Raw genomic sequence first — 16,363 nt, forward strand, 5'->3', positions numbered from 1 at the left:
GGTCTGGTCGAGGCCGCGGCAGTGCGGCTCGCACATATCGTTACGTGCTTAAATTAACCATGTCAAGATATGGTCGGGACATGCGAGCCCCGTCCCGCGCCGCCACGGGCGCGCTCGTCCTCGACCTCGTCCGCACCCACGGCACCGTCAGCCGCGTGGAGCTCGCCGACCGGTCGGGGCTCACCGCCGCCACCATCACCCACGTCGTCCGGGACCTTCTGGCCGAGGGCCTGCTGCGTGAGGTCGGCCGCCTGACCGGCGGCGTCGGGTCGCCTCGGCGGCTCCTGGAGCTCGACGCGGGCGCGGGCTACGCGGTGGGCGTCCAGCTCGACCGCTCCGCGAGCAGCGTCGTCGTCACCGACTTCGCCGGGCGCCGCGTCGCCTCCACCGGGGTGCGCGGCGCCGGCCGTGGCCGGCCGGAGGAGACGCTCCCCGTGCTCGCGCGGCACATCGACCTCCTGCTCGAGGGTGCGGGCATCGCGCGCGGGCGGGTGCTCGGGGTGGGGCTCGTGACCCACGGGCCGCAGGACCGGGAGCGCGGGACGGTGCTGACCGGCCAGCCGACCCCGGAGTGGCGCGGGTTCCCGCTGACCTCGACCCTGTCGGGGCTGCTCGACCTGCCGGTGCTCCTGGAGAACGACGCCACCGCGGCCGCCGTCGGGGAGCAGTGGGTCGGCGCCCTCGACGTCGACACGTTCGGGGTGCTCTACATGGCCACGGGCATCGGCGGCGGCGTCGTCGCCGGGGCGGAGGTCTACCGCGGCGGGACCGGGAACCCCGTCGAGGTCGGCCACATCCCCGTCGACCCCGGCGGTCCCGCGTGCGCCTGCGGCAACCGCGGCTGCGTGGAGGCGCTCGCCGGGCCCGGCGCCGTGGTCGCCGCCGCGACGCGGGAGCCCGGCCTCGCCGCGCGGCTGCGGCTCGACGGCCGCCCCGACGCCCGGCTCGCCGACTTCCAGCGGGTGGCGCGGGCCGCCGTCGCGGGTGACCCGGTGCCGCTCGCGCTCGTGGAGGCCTCCGCCCGGCGGCTGGGCACCGCGGCCGTCACGCTGATGAACCTGTTCGACCTCGATACCGTCGTGCTCGCCGGGCCGGCGTTCGGCGTCGCCGGCGCGCTGTACGTCGACCGCGCGCAGGAGGTCGTCGACGCCGGCGCGCTCGCCCGCCTGCTGCGCCCCGTCCGCGTCCGGCTGTCCCGCGACGTCGGGGTGTCGGCGGCCGTCGGCGGCGCGCTGGTCGTGCTGCGGTCGGCCCTCGGTCGCCCCGCGCCCGCGGCACCCGCCGAGCTCACGTCCGCCTGATCCGCACCACCGACTCGAAGGAGAGCCCGTGACCCCCGACCGCCACCCCGCCCCCGCGACCTGCGACCGGCCCGGCTGGACCGTCCTGCGCCGCGACGGCGTCGCCGTCGTCCTCGCGCACCCGGAGCGCGGCCTGCCCCAGGTCCAGCACTGGGGCGCCGACCTCGGCCCGCTCGACCCCGCCGACCTCGCCGGGCTGCGCGCCGCCGCCGACCGGCAGGCGCCTCCCGGGACGCTCGACGCCGCCGGCCACCCCAGCCTGCTCCCGCAGGAGCCGGACGGCTGGCCCGGCCGCCCGGGGCTGCAGCTCGTGCGCGACGGGGTGCCGCTCCTGCCCGCCTGGACCCCCGCGGCGGTCGAGGTGCACCCCTCCGGGCACGCGGTCGACGTGGTCGCCGAGGACCCCGCGGCCGGCCTGACGCTGCGCTCGCGGCTGCACCTCGCGCCGGGCGGCCTGCTCGCGGTGGAGCACCGGGTCGAGGTGGCGGCGGACGCCCCGGGACCGGTGGAGGTGCAGGCGCTCGAACCGGCGCTGCCCGTCCCCACGCGCGCCGACCTCGCCACGACGTTCTCGGGCCGCTGGACCCGGGAGAAGGTGCCCGCGACCGGGCCGCTGCCCCGCGGCAGCCTCGCCCGGCAGACCCGCCGGGGCAGGCCGGGCCACGACCACCCGTGGCTCCTCGCGCTGTCCGCCGCCGCGCCGCGGGACCGGGACGGCGAGCTGTGGGCGGTCCACCTGGCCTGGCCCGCCGACGCCACCTACCGGACCGACCGGCTGCCGGACCAGCCGACGCTGCTCGGCGCCGGCGAGCTGCTCCGCGCGGGCGAGCTCGTGCTCGCGCCGGGGGAGGGGTGGACCGCGCCGACCGCGTGGTTCGCCTGGTCCGACGCGGGGCTCGACGGCATCACCGCGCGGTTCCACGGGTACCTCCGGTCCCGCCCGCAGCACCCCCGAGCGCCGCGGCCGCTGGTGCTCAACACCTGGGAGGCCGTGTACTTCGACCACGACCCGGCGACGCTGCTGCGGCTGGCCGAGCGGGCGGCCGCGATCGGCGTCGAGCGGTTCGTCCTGGACGACGGCTGGTTCCTGGCCCGCCGCGACGACACCCAGGGGCTGGGCGACTGGGTGGTCGACCGCACGGTGTGGCCCGACGGGCTCGGCCCGCTCGCCGACCGGGTGCACGCCCTCGGGATGCAGTTCGGGCTCTGGTTCGAGCCGGAGATGGTGAGCCTCGACTCCGACGTCGCGCGGGCGCACCCGGACTGGCTGCTGCACGACCCCGCCCAGGTCCCGGGCCCGGACGGCCTGTCGTTCCGCACCCAGTTCGTGCTCGACCTCGCCCGGCCGGAGGCCTACGCCCACGTGCTCGGGCAGATGGACGCGCTCGTCGCGGAGCTGGGGATCGACTTCATCAAGTGGGACCACAACCGCGACCTCGTCGACGCCCGGCACGCGGGCCGGCCGGGGGTCGACGTCCAGACGCGCGCCACCCTCGCGCTCGTCGCGGAGCTGAAGGCGCGGCACCCCGGGCTCGAGATCGAGTCCTGCTCGTCGGGAGGCGCCCGCTCGGACCTCGGGATCCTGGAGGTCACCGACCGGGTGTGGGCGTCCGACTCGAACGACGCGGTCGAGCGGCAGGACATCCAGCGGTGGACGCAGCTGCTGCTGCCCCCGGAGCTGGTCGGCGCCCACGTCGGCCCGCCGACCGCGCACAGCTCCGGCCGGACCGTCGACCTGTCCTACCGCCTCGCGACCTCGCTGATGGGCTCCGCCGGGTTCGAGTGGGACGTGCTGTCCTGCTCGGACGAGGAGGTCGCCGTGCTGACCCGGTTCGCGGGGCTGTACCGCGAGCTGCGGCCGCTCATCCACACCGGCGTCGCCGTCCACGCCGACGTCCGCGACCCCGCGCTGCGGGTCACCGGCGCCGTGGCCCCCGACGGCTCGGCGGGGGTCTGGACGGTCGCGACCGTGGCCGCGCTGGAGGACGCGCGCCCCGAGCCGGTGCGGCTCCACGGGCTGCGGCCGGCCACGCGGTACCGCGTCCGGGTGCGCGACGAGGTCGGTGCCGCGCGGTGGGGGTGGATCACGCCGCCGTGGCTGGCCGCGGGCGAGGTCGAGCTGCCCGGGAGCGTGCTCGGCACGGTCGGGCTGCAGATCCCCGCGCTCTGGCCCGCGCAGGCGCTCGTGCTGCACGTGACGGCGCTCGGCTGAGACCGGCCGCGCCGGCCACCCGTGCCGCGCGGGTCAGCGCCGCCGCGGCGCCGTCGACCCGCGCGGCACGACCCGGATGCCGGGCGTGCGGGTGGTCCCGGGGGAGCGTCCCTCGACGGCCCGCAGCAGCACCTCGGCGGTCAGCGCGCCCAGCTCGTGCACGTCGCGGCTCACCACCGACAGCGGCGGGTGGGAGATGCGGACGTTGGCCGAGTCGTCCCAGGCGAGGATCGACAGGTCCTCCGGCACTCGCACGCCCAGCCGCGTCGCCTCGCGCAGCCCGGCCAGCGGCATGAGGTCGTTGTCGTAGACGATCGCGGTGGGCGGCTCCGGGAGCGCCAGCAGCTCGGCCGTCCGTGCCGCGCCGCTCGCGTCGCCGTAGTCGCCCTCGCGCGCCACCCCCACGGCACCCGCCTCGGCCACCGCCTCGTGGAACGCCACGCCGCGCAAGCGGGTGTGCCGGTATCGCTGCGGGCCCGACACCCAGCCGATCCGGCGGTGACCCAGGTCCACCAGGAACCGCACCGCGGTGCGCATCGCGCCGTCGTTGTCGTAGTCGACGACCCACCGGCCCTCCCCGGGCTCGCCGCCCAGGAGCACCGCCGGCAGCGCGAGCTCGCGGCACGCCTCCTCCCGCGGGTCGCCGTCGACCAGGTCCGAGATCACGACGGCGTCGACCAGCCGGTCCTGCGCCCAGCGCCGGTACGCCACGAGCTCCGCGTCCAGGTCGGGCACCACGTGCACGAACACGCTGGCACCGCGGGCGTCGAGCTCCTCCTCCATGCCCGCGAGGAGGTCCGCGTAGAAGGGCTCCAGCGCGCCGTCGTCGTCGGCCGGCAGCAGCGCCAGCCCCACGCGGACGCCCTGGCCGCCCCGGTTCCGTGCCGGGTTCAGCGTCATGCCCCGCAGCATCGCACGGGCGGCGGGTGCGCACGGGTCGCACCGCAGGCCAGGCGCACGCGGGCGCCGCGCCAGGGCGTGCCATGCTGAGCGCCATGGACGGCGTCGAGGGCGTGCGGGCGGCTCCCCGGCGCGGGGGCAGGGCGCCGTCGACCAGCCGCAGCCAGGTGCTGGACCTGGTCCGGACGCGCGCGCCGATCAGCCGCGTCGAGCTCGCCGAGCTCACCGGGCTCACCCAGGCGGCGATCTCGCACACGGTGCGCGCCCTGCTCGCCGAGGGGCTGCTGCGGGAGACCGGCGACCGCGAGTGGACCGGCGGGAAGCCGCGCGTCATGCTCACGCTCGACCCCCTGGCGCGGTGCGCGGTCGGCGTGCAGCTGGGCGCCGACTGGCTCGTGGTCGTGATCACCGACGTGCGCGGCGCCGTGGTCGCGCGCACCCGGGTCCGCGGCGCCCGGCGGCACGAGCCGGACGCCGTCGTGCAGACCATCGCCCGGCACGTCGACGTGCTCCTGCGGGCGTCGGGCGTCGGGCGGCGCAGCGTCGTCGGGCTCGGGCTGGCCGTCCCCGGCACCCTCGACCTGGACGCGGGGGCGATCGCGGTGTCCCGCTCGCTCGACCGGTGGCAGGGCTTCCCGGTGCGGTCCCGGCTGGGCGCCGCCGTCGGGCTGCCCGTCGTGATGGACAACGACGCCACGGCCGCCGCGGTGGGGGAGTACTGGGCCGGCCGGACCGTCGGCTCGGCGGCGCACTGCACGCTGTACATGGGCGCGGGCATCGGGGCCGGCATCGTCGTCGGCGGCGCCGTGTACCGGGGCGCCAGCGGCAACCCCGGGCCGCTCGGGCAGATGCACCTGCACCGCGAGGGCCACGCCCCCGGACCCACCCTCGAGGAGCTCGCCGCCCCGCACGCCGTGGCTCGACGGGCCCGACGCGCGGTCGCCGAGGGGCGGCGGACCACCGCGCGGCTCAGCGCCGACGCGGACCCGATCACCGACTTCGGCGCCGTCGCGACCGCCGCCGTGCAGGGCGACGCCCTCGCCGTCGAGCTCGTCGAGGACTCCGCCGAGTACCTCGCCGACGCCGCGGTGACCGTCGCCAACCTGCTCGACGTCGACTCCGTGGTGCTCGCCGGGCCCGCGTTCAGCACCGCCGGCTCCCTGTACGCGGCGGTGGTCGAGCGCCGGCTGCGGGCCGAGCTGCACGCGGCGGCGCGGCACGGGGTCCGGGTGGCGCTCGCGGCGCACGTGGCGGACGCCGCGGCGGTCGGCGCGGCGGCGCTGGTCCTGCAGGAGGAGCTGGCGCCGCGGCGGCGGTGATCCCGGCGCCGGGCCCGCTCAGCCCGCCCGGCTCAGCATCGCCAGGCTCACCGCGTCGATCATCAGCCCCTCGTCGTGCCGCACCCACCGGGCCCCGGTGCTGCGCCGCTCCTCGGGGGTCGCGAACCGGTACCGGTAGAGGCGCGCCCGCACCCACCGTGGGCGCTGCCCGTCGAACGGGTCGTGCGCGAGCAGCCGCAGCGTCGACCGGTCGGCCTCCAGGAGCCTGCCGAGGAACGGCACGAACCACTGCAGCTGCGCCGACGACCCGAGCGCGAGGAACCACATCAGCCAGTCGAGCCGCAGGTGGTACGGCGCGTACTGCCGCGGCAGCCGCCGCACGTCGCCGGGCTTGCCGCGGAACTCGTACTCCCGCCACGTCGACCCCGGTCCCGGGTCGGCGTCGAGCGTCCCCTCGACGACCACCTCGGTGCGCCGGCGTGTGATGCTGCCGAAGGCCCCGTAGGCGTTGACCAGGTGCCACACGTTGAACGACGCGTTCATGCGCTGGTTCCTCGACACGAGGTTGCGCAGGGGCCACCAGGACAGCACGACGCACAGGGCGCTGACGGCGAGCACCACGACGACGAACCCCAGCGACGGGTCCGCGGTCGCGGCGCTCGTCACGTCGACGCCCACGAGTCCCAGGACGGCGTCCCAGGCGCGGTCGTCGACGGCGGCGGCGGCCAGCACGATCGTCAGCCAGTTCAGCCAGGCGAAGTTCCCCGACAGCACCAGCCAGAGCTGCGTGACGATCATGACGCCGGCGGCGACGCTCGCCACGGGCCCGGGGATCAGCAGCCCGAACGGCACGACCAGCTGCGTCACGTGGTTGGCGACCACCTCGACGCGGTGCAGCGGCCGGGGCAGCAGGTGGAACAGCCGGCTCGCCGGCCCGGGCATCGGCTGCGTCTCGTGGTGGTAGTACAGCGCCGTCAGGTCCCGCCACGCCGGGTCGCCGCGCCACTTGATGAGCCCCGCGCCGAACTCGAGCCGGAACACCAGCCACCACAGCAGCGCCAGGACGGTCCAGGGCGGGGCCACCCGGTCCGACCCGAGGAACGCCACGAGGAACCCCGCCTCGAGCAGCAGCGACTCCCACCCGAACCCGTAGAAGGTCTGCCCGACGTTCACCACCGACAGGTACAGGACCCACAGGACGCCGAACGCGACGAGCGGCACCCACGGCGGGCCCTGCTGCGGGAGGCCGAGGACCAGCGTCGCCGCGACCAGCACGCCGACCCAGCCGACGACGAGCACCAGGCGGTCGGAGTACCGCCAGAAGAACAGGCTCGGCGACGCGCGCCACGGCACGTGCGCGGTGAACCGGGGCACCGGCAGCAGGCCGTGCTCGCCGAGCAGCGGCCGGAACTGGCGGAGCACCGCCACGAACGCCAGCACGTACACGGCCGCGACGCCCCGCTGCACCACGGACCGCGCCACCGTGTACTGCTCGGCGTCGAACCACTCGGCGTCGAACCACTCCATCCCGGACCCCCGCGTGCACGCCGGCCGCGGGCCGGCCGGCCCCTCGACCGCCCCGCGCGATGGCACCAGCGTCGCCGCTGACGCCTGCGGACGCGACCGGGCTCGCGAGGGGCGGGCGGGCGCTGTGCCGACGGGGGTTGTCACCGTGACGGTAGCGATATATCGTTAGCGTCATGAGACACCATGACGAGAACGACAGCGAGGGCCGCGACGAGCGGTCCGGTCGCGGCCCGCGAGGGTCGCACGAGGGGCACGGGCCGTTCGGCGGCCACGAGGGCCACGGCGGCCACGGAGGTCAGGAGGGTCACGGCGGCCACGAGGGCCACGGCGGCCACGGCGGGGGCTTCGGGGGCCGCGGGCCGCGGGGCGGGGTCGGACCGGGCTTCGGACCCCGGCTCCGGACCGGGTTCGGGCCCGGGGGACCGGGGGTTGGCCCCCGCGTCGGGCGGCCCCGCGGGGGGCCGGGGCCCCGCGGGCCGCGGGGACGTGCGCATCGCGGTCCTGCTGCTGCTCGCCGAGCAGCCGATGCACGGGTACCAGCTGATGGAGGCCATCGCCGAGCGCAGCGGCGGCCGGTGGCGGCCGAGCCCGGGCGCGATCTACCCGACGCTCAACCTGCTCGAGGACGAGGGCGTGCTCACGCTCACGGCGTCCGCCGGGCGCAAGCTCGCGACGCTCACCGAGGAGGGCAGGGCGCTGGTCGAGCGGGAGTCCGCCGGCTGGCCCGACCCGTTCGCGACGGATTCGGAGGAGCAGGGCGTCGACCTGCGCGCCGAGCTCGGGCAGCTGCACGAGGCGGTCCGCTCGGTGGCCCGCGGCGGCACGGAGCCGCAGCGGGTGCGGGCGGCGGAGATCCTCGCCGACGCCCGGCGGTCGGTGTACCGGCTGCTGGCGGGCGACGAGCCGACGGCCTGACGCCTGCCGGGCGCGAGACCGCGCGCGGCCGGCCCAGGCGTGGGCGCTCAGTCCAGGTGGTGGCAATCAGCCCCAGGTGGGCGCGGTCAGCCCCAGGCGTGCGCGCGTGCGGCGAACTCCGCCGGGTCGCTGTGCACCGGGATGACGCACATGAGGTGGCCGCCGGGCACGCGCAGGGTCCGGCACTCCAGCCACCCGCCGACCTCGACCGCCCCGAGCGCGAGCAGCCGCTCCGTCTCGGCGGCGATGTCGTCGGTCTCCATGTCCAGGTGGTACCGCGCGGCCTCGCCGATCGACTGCACGGCGGTCACCAGGCCGGGCACGGGGTCGTCGAGGTGCGTGAACTGCTCCTCGCCGGGCACGGGCCAGCTCCGGACGCCGGTCGCCCCGGACCAGAACGTCGCGGCGGCGGTGGCCTCGGCGTGCGGGGCGTCGATGAGCAGGGTCGAGATCCGGCTGCGGTGCACGGGTCCTCCCGGGTCGGGGTCGGTACCCGGACCGTAGCGCGGCCGCCCGCCGCTGACGAGGGTCCGCGAGGGCCCGAGCCGTGCGGCCCGGGCCCTCGCGGGTGCCGGCTCAGTCCTCCGCGAGGATGCCGGGGATCTGGCCCAGGGCCTCCCGCATGCCCTCGAGCATGCCCATCTCGACCAGCTGCTGCATCGCCTCGGCGCTGGGGAACCGGGACGTGATGGTCATCCGGGTGCCGTCGGCGGTCTCGGTGAGCTCGACGCGGCCGACGGTGACCGGCATCGCGTCGTCGGGCCGGCCGGACGCGTCGGCGAAGCCGTCCTCGAACTCCAGGGAGCGCGGCTCGTCGACGGCGAGGAACCGCCACCAGCCGTGCGCCCGCTCACCCTCGGGCCCCGTCATGTGGTACTTCGCGCCGCCGCCCTCCGCCAGGTGGTGCTCGGTGAACGTCGCCGGCCACGTCGGCGGGCCCCACCAGCGCTCGAGCTGCCGGGGGTCGGACCAGAGCCGCCACACGCGCGCCGGCGGTGCGTGGAGCTCGGAGACGATGGTCAGCGTCAGGGCGTCGGTGTCCTTGATCGTGTCCACGACCGTCATGGGGCGTCACCTTCCTGTGCGTCGTCGAGGAGCGCCTCGATGCGGTCGATCCGGCCGCGCCAGATGTCCTCGAGCTGGTCGAGCAGCCGTGCGGCCGCCCGGATGGTCGAGACGTCGGCGTGGACGATCTGCTCGCGGCCCTGCCGCTGCTTGACCACGAGGTGCGCCCGCTCGAGCACCGCGACGTGCTTCTGCACGGCCGCGAAGCTCATCGCGTACGACTGGGCGAGCGTGCTCACCGACGCCTCGCGGCGCAGCACCCGGGTGACGATGTCGCGCCGGGTGGCGTCGGCCAGCGCGGCGAACACGCGGTCCACCTCGTCGGGGTCCAGCTGACGTGCAACCATGTAGTTGTACGTTACGCACCGCGGCCCGGCACCACAAGACCCCCGGGGCGGGCACACTGGTCCGGTGCTCACCGCCGGACTCGTGCTCGCCGCCCTCGCGGCCCTCGTGCACGTCTACATCTTCACGCTGGAGTCGCTGACCTGGACGTCCGCCCGGACGCGGGCGACGTTCGGCACGACCCCCGAGCAGGCGGAGGCCACGAAGGAGCTCGCCTTCAACCAGGGCTTCTACAACCTGTTCCTCGCCGTGGTGACCGCGGTGGGCGTCGTCGTCGTCGCGACCGGCAGCACCGGGGTCGGCGCGGCGCTGGTGCTCGCCGGCACGGGGTCGATGCTGCTGGCCGCGCTGGTGCTCGTGCTGTCGTCGCCCACCAAGGCGCGCGCCGCCGCGGTGCAGGGCGTGCTGCCGCTGCTCGCGGTCGTCGCGACGGTGATCGCCCTCGCGGCCTGACCGGCCTGACCCGGCCTGAACCGCCGGCCTGAACCGCCGGCCTGAACCGGCCCGACCCGCCGGCCTGAACCGGTCTGACCCGCCGGCCCCGACCGGTCCCGTGCGCCGCTAGGACGTGACGTCCGCCGTGGTGAACCGGGCCCACGCCAGCGAGCCGAACACCGCGACCCACGCGACCTGCACCAGCAGCCCGGTGCCGACCACGCCCCAGTCGACCTGCACCCGCAGGAACTCCGCGAAGTCGAACCAGTGGTGGGTCAGCAGGCCCGGGTGGATCGCCGACACCTGCGGCAGGGAGTCCAGCACCGTGGACACCACCGCCACGACGACCGTCGCGGCCATCGCCCCGACCGGGACCTCGGTGAGGGTCGAGAAGAACAGCCCGACCGCCACGAGCCCGGTCAGCGACAGCCCCACGTACCCGACGATCCCCGCGACGCGGAGCGCGCCCTCGCCGACCGGCACGGTGGAGCCGGACAGCAGCGTCACGTCGTCGAGCCCGAAGTAGATCGCGCCCACCACGAGCCCCGTCACGGCGACGGCCAGCACGGCTGCGGCCGCGAACGCCAGCGCCGCCACGGCCTTCACGGTGAGCAGGCGGGTGCGGGGCACGGGCACGACGAGCAGGTAGCGCAGCGTCCCGGCCGCGGCCTCGCCCGCGACCGCGTCACCGGACGCGATGCCGATGCACAGCGGCAGCAGGAACGGCAGGCACAGGAAGAGCGCCGCCACGACGAGGAACAGGCCGTTGCCCGTGACCTGGTCGATGAACGACGGCCCCTGCCCCGTGAGCGCGCTGTCCCGGGTGGCGAACAGGACCGTCCCCAGCAGCACGGGCACGAGCGCCAGCCCGACGAGGAGGACCTGGTTGCGCCGGCGGCCGAGGACCAGCCGGAGCTCCGAGCGCAGCAGCCGCGACCAGGCGACCGGTGCGGGTGCGGGTGCGGGTGCGGCTGCCACGGGGGGCACGGCGGCCGCCGTCGGCGATGCGTCAGCGAGCGACATCGAAGCCCTCCCCGGTCAGCTCGACGAACACCTGCTCCAGGTTCGGCCGCGCCACCTCGAACCCGACGAGGTCGATCCCGGCGTGCACGAGCGCGGCGGAGACCTTCTCCGGCGGGGTGGGGCCCAGCGCGGCGGTGAGCGCCACGGGGCCGTCGCCGGGGGCGGGCGGCGGCGGCTCGACCTCCGTCAGGCCGAGGCCGGTCAGCACGTCGGCCGCGGCACCGGCCTGGGCGGCGCGCGTCGTCACGACCAGCCGCGCCGCGCCGCGGTCGGTGAGCGCCGCACGCTCGCCCTGCAGCAGCAGGTGCCCGCGGCTCATGATCCCGACGTGCGTGCAGACCTGCTCGATCTCGGCGAGCAGGTGCGAGGACACCAGCACGGTCGCCCCGCCCTCCGCGAGCTCCCGCACCAGGTGCCGGACCTCCCGGGTGCCCTGCGGGTCCAGGCCGTTCGTCGGCTCGTCGAGCACGAGCAGGTCCCGCGGCTGCAGCAGCGCCGCCGCGAGCCCGAGCCGCTGCTTCATGCCCAGCGAGTACTGCCGGTACGGCTTCGCGGCGGCCGCCGACAGGCCGACGCGGTCCAGGGCCCGCTCCGCCCGCTGCCGCGAGGTGCGCGGGTCCGCGGTGGCGTCGCCCGCGTCCAGCCGCGCGAGGTTCGCGCGGCCCGACAGGTACGGGTGGAACGCCGGGCCCTCGACCAGCGCGCCCACCCGGGGCAGCACGCGCACGGACTCCTCGGGCATCGCCGCCCCGAGCAGCCACGCCCGTCCGGCGGTCGGCCGGGCGAGGCCGAGCAGCATCCGGATGGTCGTGGTCTTGCCCGAGCCGTTCGGCCCGAGGAACCCGTAGACGGCGCCGCGGGGGACGGCGAGGTCGATGCCGTCGACCGCGACCTGCCCGGACCGGAACCGCTTGGTCAGCCCCGCGGTCCGGACGGCGAGCCCGTCGTCCTCGGTCATGCCGCCGCGCGCAGGGTGTCCGCGGGGACGGCGCCGACCAGGACGCGGCCGTCGTCGGTCACGAGCACGCTGAGCAGCGTCGAGCTGAGCAGCCGGCCCTCGGGCACCGCGGTGGTGAGCTGCCCGTACAGGGCCGTGGTGTCGAGCTCCGGCCGCGTGACCTTGCCGTCCTCGTCGCTCGGCACGAACTCCTGGATCAGGTCCTGCGCCTCGTCCGAGCCGAGCACCCGCTCCGCCCCGGGGACCGTCGCGAGCGACCCGGTGTCGCCGCCGACGAGGCCGGCCACGTCGACGTCGCTCAGCGTGACGACGGTCGACCAGCCCTCGCCCGTCACCACCACGCCCTCCGGCAGCACCGCGTGCTCCGGGTCGGCGGGCACGGACGCCGGGTCGACCTCGGGGAGCGGCACGACGACCTCCTCGGTCGTGGCGCCGGCCGGCGCGGAGAACGCCAGTACGGAGTCGTCCGGCGCCGTGAACGCGACGTCGGTGAACCCGACCTCGAGCGACGGTGCGGCGTCGTCCTGGGTGGACCAGACCTGCACCCGGAGCGGGGCGGCCGTCTCGGCGTCGACCGCCACGACGACGCGCGACACCAGGGTCTCCTCGTCGGTGGGGCTCACCACCAGCTGGTAGGCGTCGCGGCCGGCGACGGTCGTCGGCTGGTCGACGGTCACGTCCGAGTGCTCCTCGGCCATGGCGAGCACCTGGGCGGCGGCCTGCTCGGGCGTCGGGAGGTCCGCGCCGGCCGGCGGGGTCGCACCCGCGCGCAGCTCCTCGGCCAGGGCGTCGTACCGGGCCTGGTCGGCGGGGTCGAGGGCGATGTGGGTGACGGCGTCGTCGCGCGAGGAGTACGTCCACGCCTCGGCGCCGTCGCGGACCACGGAGTACTCCGACGTCGCGCCGAGCAGGGACACGCGGGACCGGTCCGACCCGTCGGACCACACCCGCAGCGTCGAGGACCCGCCCAGCAGGTTGAGCGGGTCGGCGCCGGTCATCTCGGAGATCGGCAGCTCCGGCAGGCCCAGGCGCGCCGTGTAGACGACGGTGCCCTGCACCGGGGTCGGCTCGGCCTGCGCGACGCGCGTGAGCAGCTCCTCGGCGGTGACGTCCGGCAGGCCGGCGGAGTCCGCCGAGGCGAGCGCGGGCACGCCGATCGCGGCCGCCACGGCGACGGCGACGACGCCGGGCACGGCCCAGCGGGCGCGGGGGGACAGGGGACGACGCGGCGGGGTGGTGCGTGTCTGGACCATGCGTCCACTGTGCGCCCCCGAGGCTGAGGCGACGCTGAGAGGCGCCCCGGGCACCGGCGGGCCGCGTGCGTCGCCGCGGTGGGATGCTGCGGGGGTGCGGGTGCTGGTGGTGGACGACGAGCGCGGGCTGGTCAGCGCCCTGCGCAAGGGGCTCACGGCCGAGGGGTTCGCCGTCGACGTCGCCTACGACGGCGTCACGGGCCTGGAGCTGGGGGTCGACCGCGAGTACGACGCGATCGTCCTGGACGTCATGCTGCCGCGGCGCAACGGCTACGACGTCGTCACGGGCCTGCGCGCGGCCGGCGTCACCACGCCGGTGCTCATGCTGAGCGCGAAGGACGGCGAGCACGACGTCGCCGACGGCCTCGACGTCGGCGCCGACGACTACCTCACCAAGCCGTTCTCGTTCGTGGTGCTCGTCGCCCGGATCCGCGCCCTGCTGCGCCGCCCCGCGCAGGTCCGCGCCCCGGTGCTGACGGCCGGCGACCTCGTGCTGGACCCCGCCGCGCGGACCGTGACGCGGGCGGGGCAGCCGGTCGACCTCACCGCCCGCGAGCTCGCCCTGCTCGAGTACCTCATGCGGCACGCGGACCGCGTCGTCGGCAAGGTCGAGCTGCGCGACCACGTGTGGGACGGCCCCGGGGAGGACGGCAACGTCGTCGAGGTCTACGTCGGCTACCTGCGGCGCAAGCTCGGCCGGGACGCCGTGCTGACCGTGCGCGGCGCCGGCTACCGGGTCGCGGGGTGAGGCCGCCGGCCCGGTGGTCGCTGCGGGTGCGGCTCACGGTGCTCACCGCCGGGCTGCTCTGCGTGGCGCTGGTCGTCGGCGCGGTCGTGCTGAGCACCGTGCTGTCCCGCAGCCGGGTCGCCGCGGTCGACGACGTGGTCCGCGGCCGCGCGCTCACGGTGGCGGGCCTGGTGACGAGCGACCAGCTGCCCGACGCGCTCCCGGTGGCGGAGCCGGGCGAGATCGTCCAGGTCCTCGACCCCGAGGGCCGGGTGGTCGCGACGTCGCCGACGGCCAGCCGCACGCTGCCCGTGCTGCCGCCGGACGAGGTGGCGGTGCTCGCGGAGCGCGCGGCGGGCGCGACCGAGCCGCTGGTGGTGGGCACGCAGGGCTCCGGCTACGACGACGCCGCCCGCGCGGCGGTGCTGGTGCCCGCCGGCGGGGACGGCGCGGTCGTGGTGGCCACGCTGCCGCTCACCGAGGTCGAGGGGCTGGTGCGGGCGCTGCGGCTGTCGCTCGTGGGCGTGGTCCCCGCGCTGACCGCGCTGCTCGCGGTGGCGATCTGGGTGGCGCTGGGCCGCGCGCTGCGCCCGGTCGAGCGGCTGCGCTCCGCCGCGGCGCAGGTCGCCCGCGCCGGCGGCCCCGGGTCGCTGCCGGAGTCGGGGGCGGACGACGAGATCGGGGCGCTCGCACGGACGCTCAACGAGATGCTCGACCGGCTGGAGGTCGCCGCGGTCCGGCAGCGCGCGTTCGTCGCCGACGCCGCGCACGAGCTGCGGACCCCGGTCGCCGCCCTCGCCGCGACGCTCGACGTGGCGCGCACCCACCCCGCCGTGTACGAGCGGGCCGAGCTGGTCGACGACCTGTCGGCCGAGGTCCGGCGCATGCAGGCGCTGGTGGACGACCTGCTCCTGCTGGCGCGGCTGGGCTCGCGGCCGGTGCCGTCGGAGCCGGTGGACCTGGGCGCGGTCGCGCGGGACGCGGTCGCGCTCGCGGCCGCCGCCGCCGGGCGGGCCGACGTGACGGTCGACGTCCGCGGCGCCGGGCGGGCGCGCGGGGACGCGGTCGCGCTCGGGCGCGTGGTGCGGAACCTGAGCGACAACGCCCTGCGGCACGCGGCCGGGCGGGTGGTCGTCGACGTCCGGGACGGGAGCGTCGCGGTCGCGGACGACGGACCGGGCGTTCCGGAGCCCGACCGCGAGCGGGCGTTCGAGCGGTTCGTGCGCCTGGACGACGCGCGGGCCCGGGGCACGAGCGGCGGCAGCGGGCTCGGGCTGGCCATCGCGCGGGAGGTCGCCCGGGAGCACGGCGGCGACGTGGTGCTCACCGACGCCGAGCCGTCGGGGCTGCGCGCGGAGCTCCGGCTGCCGCGCTGAGGTCGTGGGCCGGGCCGGGTCGGTTGGGTCGGCCGGCCCGTCAGGACGGCAGCGACACCACGGCCGGGAGCCCGCCGTCCCGCACGCCGGCCAGCACCAGCGCCTCGTGCGGGACCACGGGCTCGGGCAGGTCGCGCAGCGGGAACCAGCGCATCGCCTCGGCCGTGTGCGCCTCCCGCACCGCGGGCTCCCCGCGCCACGCGCGCGCGACGAAGAACACGTCGCAGCGCTGCTCTACCGGCGGCCCGCCGCGCTCGAACCGGTGCAGGGTCGTCAGCGGCTGCAGGTCGGCCGGGTCGAGGGTGATGCCGGCCTCCTCGTGCGCCTCCCGGACCGCCGCCTCGTGCACCGACTCCCCGGGGTCGACGTGCCCGGCCAGGGTCGCCCAGTGCCCGTCCCGGTATCCGGTGCCCCGGCGCAGCTGCAGCAGCACCTCGTCGCCGTCCCCGCCGGGGCGGAGGAGCACGACGTACGCGGCGGCGACGAGGAGAGTGCGGTGCCCCGCGTGGTCGGCGGGGGAGTAGCGCTGGGTCACCGGGCCGACTCTGCCACGGGCGCGCCGGGCGGGGACGGTGTGACGCATCTCATGCCCGGCCGCGTGACCGGGCGGGCCGCCGGGCGGATGCAGGGGTGTGGACACCGCCCTGGACCGACGCCCCCGCCGCAGCTCCCGCGCCTCCCGCGCCCGCACGGGCCTCGCCGCCGCCGCCCTCGCGCTGACGCTGTCCGCCGTCGCGGCCCCGGCCCAGGCGGCCGACGAGGACGTCCCCACCCGCCTGAGCATGGGGCAGTGCGCGGTCGGCGCGTTCTGCGTGTGGTCCGGCACGGGTTACTCCGGCGCCTTCTGGTCCACCGCCCCGGTCGGGTGGGCGGAGTCCCCGGTGAGCGTCGCGCGCTCCGTCTGGAACCGCACCTCCGTGGACGTCCGCGTCTACAGCGGGCCGGGCGGCACCGGCTCCATGACGTGCTGGGACGCGGGCGCGCAGACGGCGTCGACGTCGGTCGGCAGCTCCTCGATCCGTACGATGACAGCGACGACGTGCTAG

General features: G+C 76.9%; 17 protein-coding genes. 8 read left to right on the top strand and 9 right to left on the bottom strand.

The window, feature by feature from the left end:
* Positions 1 to 80 precede the first annotated feature (80 nt).
* Positions 81 to 1,301 carry an ROK family transcriptional regulator gene (locus tag QNH85_RS15995; protein ID WP_282947994.1) on the top strand — a complete coding sequence of 407 codons (1,221 nt, stop codon included), beginning with the start codon at positions 81 to 83 and terminating at the stop codon, positions 1,299 to 1,301.
* Positions 1,302 to 1,329: 28 nt separating this feature from the next.
* On the top strand, positions 1,330 to 3,513 hold the full coding sequence (locus QNH85_RS16000) for an alpha-galactosidase (RefSeq protein WP_282947996.1): 2,184 nt from the start codon (positions 1,330 to 1,332) through the stop codon (positions 3,511 to 3,513).
* 33 nt (positions 3,514 to 3,546) lie between these two features.
* Here the strand turns inward: QNH85_RS16000 and QNH85_RS16005 are convergent, their stop codons facing one another.
* Complete coding sequence (locus tag QNH85_RS16005; protein ID WP_282947998.1) at positions 3,547 to 4,413, bottom strand: LacI family DNA-binding transcriptional regulator; 867 nt, start codon at positions 4,411 to 4,413, stop codon at positions 3,547 to 3,549.
* Between the two features lie 83 nt (positions 4,414 to 4,496).
* Here QNH85_RS16005 and QNH85_RS16010 point away from each other — a divergent pair, with 83 nt between their 5' ends.
* The gene (locus tag QNH85_RS16010; RefSeq protein ID WP_282948000.1) at positions 4,497 to 5,732 is read left to right on the top strand and encodes an ROK family transcriptional regulator; all 1,236 of its coding nucleotides are present in this window, start codon (positions 4,497 to 4,499) and stop codon (positions 5,730 to 5,732) included.
* An 18-nt stretch (positions 5,733 to 5,750) separates the two neighbouring features.
* Here the strand turns inward: QNH85_RS16010 and QNH85_RS16015 are convergent, their stop codons facing one another.
* Entirely contained in the window at positions 5,751 to 7,220 is a 1,470-nt protein-coding gene (locus QNH85_RS16015; RefSeq protein WP_282948002.1) for a lipase maturation factor family protein, read from the bottom strand.
* A 486-nt stretch (positions 7,221 to 7,706) separates the two neighbouring features.
* On the opposite strand from QNH85_RS16015, the gene QNH85_RS16020 reads away from it, so the two are divergent.
* Positions 7,707 to 8,135, top strand: a complete 429-nt coding sequence (locus tag QNH85_RS16020; RefSeq protein ID WP_282948004.1) for a PadR family transcriptional regulator — start codon at positions 7,707 to 7,709, stop codon at positions 8,133 to 8,135.
* Between the two features lie 86 nt (positions 8,136 to 8,221).
* Here QNH85_RS16020 and QNH85_RS16025 read toward each other — a convergent pair whose 3' ends face one another.
* The 3 genes from QNH85_RS16025 to QNH85_RS16035 form a co-directional block, all read right to left on the bottom strand.
* Positions 8,222 to 8,602: a VOC family protein gene (locus tag QNH85_RS16025; protein ID WP_282948006.1), complete on the bottom strand. Its 381-nt coding sequence runs from the start codon at positions 8,600 to 8,602 to the stop codon at positions 8,222 to 8,224.
* Between the two features lie 109 nt (positions 8,603 to 8,711).
* Entirely contained in the window at positions 8,712 to 9,200 is a 489-nt protein-coding gene (locus QNH85_RS16030) for an SRPBCC family protein (RefSeq protein WP_282948008.1), read from the bottom strand.
* Positions 9,197 to 9,547: an ArsR/SmtB family transcription factor gene (locus QNH85_RS16035; protein ID WP_282948010.1), complete on the bottom strand. Its 351-nt coding sequence runs from the start codon at positions 9,545 to 9,547 to the stop codon at positions 9,197 to 9,199. Before QNH85_RS16035 ends, QNH85_RS16030 begins: the two co-directional genes overlap by 4 nt.
* Positions 9,548 to 9,611: 64 nt before the next feature.
* Here QNH85_RS16035 and QNH85_RS16040 point away from each other — a divergent pair, with 64 nt between their 5' ends.
* A complete protein-coding gene (locus tag QNH85_RS16040; RefSeq protein WP_282948012.1) occupies positions 9,612 to 9,998 on the top strand; it encodes a DUF1304 domain-containing protein in 387 nt (128 codons plus the stop codon).
* Between the two features lie 108 nt (positions 9,999 to 10,106).
* Here the strand turns inward: QNH85_RS16040 and QNH85_RS16045 are convergent, their stop codons facing one another.
* The 3 genes from QNH85_RS16045 to QNH85_RS16055 are packed head-to-tail and all read right to left on the bottom strand — an operon-like array spanning position 10,107 to position 13,214.
* Positions 10,107 to 10,958, bottom strand: a complete 852-nt coding sequence (locus QNH85_RS16045) for an ABC transporter permease subunit (protein ID WP_282948014.1) — start codon at positions 10,956 to 10,958, stop codon at positions 10,107 to 10,109.
* A gap of 31 nt (positions 10,959 to 10,989) precedes the next feature.
* Entirely contained in the window at positions 10,990 to 11,961 is a 972-nt protein-coding gene (locus tag QNH85_RS16050) for an ABC transporter ATP-binding protein (protein WP_282948016.1), read from the bottom strand.
* Positions 11,958 to 13,214 (bottom strand): LolA family protein, encoded by a 1,257-nt coding sequence (locus QNH85_RS16055; protein ID WP_282948017.1) that lies wholly within the window; start codon positions 13,212 to 13,214, stop codon positions 11,958 to 11,960. Before QNH85_RS16055 ends, QNH85_RS16050 begins: the two co-directional genes overlap by 4 nt.
* Positions 13,215 to 13,308: 94 nt before the next feature.
* Between QNH85_RS16055 and QNH85_RS16060 the strand changes: the two genes are divergently transcribed.
* Complete coding sequence (locus QNH85_RS16060) at positions 13,309 to 13,962, top strand: response regulator transcription factor (protein ID WP_282948019.1); 654 nt, start codon at positions 13,309 to 13,311, stop codon at positions 13,960 to 13,962.
* Complete coding sequence (locus tag QNH85_RS16065; RefSeq protein WP_282948021.1) at positions 13,959 to 15,317, top strand: ATP-binding protein; 1,359 nt, start codon at positions 13,959 to 13,961, stop codon at positions 15,315 to 15,317. Before QNH85_RS16060 ends, QNH85_RS16065 begins: the two co-directional genes overlap by 4 nt.
* 40 nt (positions 15,318 to 15,357) lie before the next feature.
* On the opposite strand, the gene QNH85_RS16070 is transcribed toward QNH85_RS16065, so the two are convergent.
* Positions 15,358 to 15,852, bottom strand: a complete 495-nt coding sequence (locus tag QNH85_RS16070) for an NUDIX hydrolase (RefSeq protein ID WP_282948023.1) — start codon at positions 15,850 to 15,852, stop codon at positions 15,358 to 15,360.
* Positions 15,853 to 15,949: 97 nt separating this feature from the next.
* On the opposite strand from QNH85_RS16070, the gene QNH85_RS16075 reads away from it, so the two are divergent.
* Complete coding sequence (locus QNH85_RS16075; RefSeq protein ID WP_282948025.1) at positions 15,950 to 16,363, top strand: peptidase inhibitor family I36 protein; 414 nt, start codon at positions 15,950 to 15,952, stop codon at positions 16,361 to 16,363.

Origin of the sequence: Cellulomonas endometrii (assembly GCF_949769265.1) — a bacterium.
In the GTDB taxonomy this organism is placed as follows: domain Bacteria; phylum Actinomycetota; class Actinomycetes; order Actinomycetales; family Cellulomonadaceae; genus Cellulomonas; species Cellulomonas endometrii.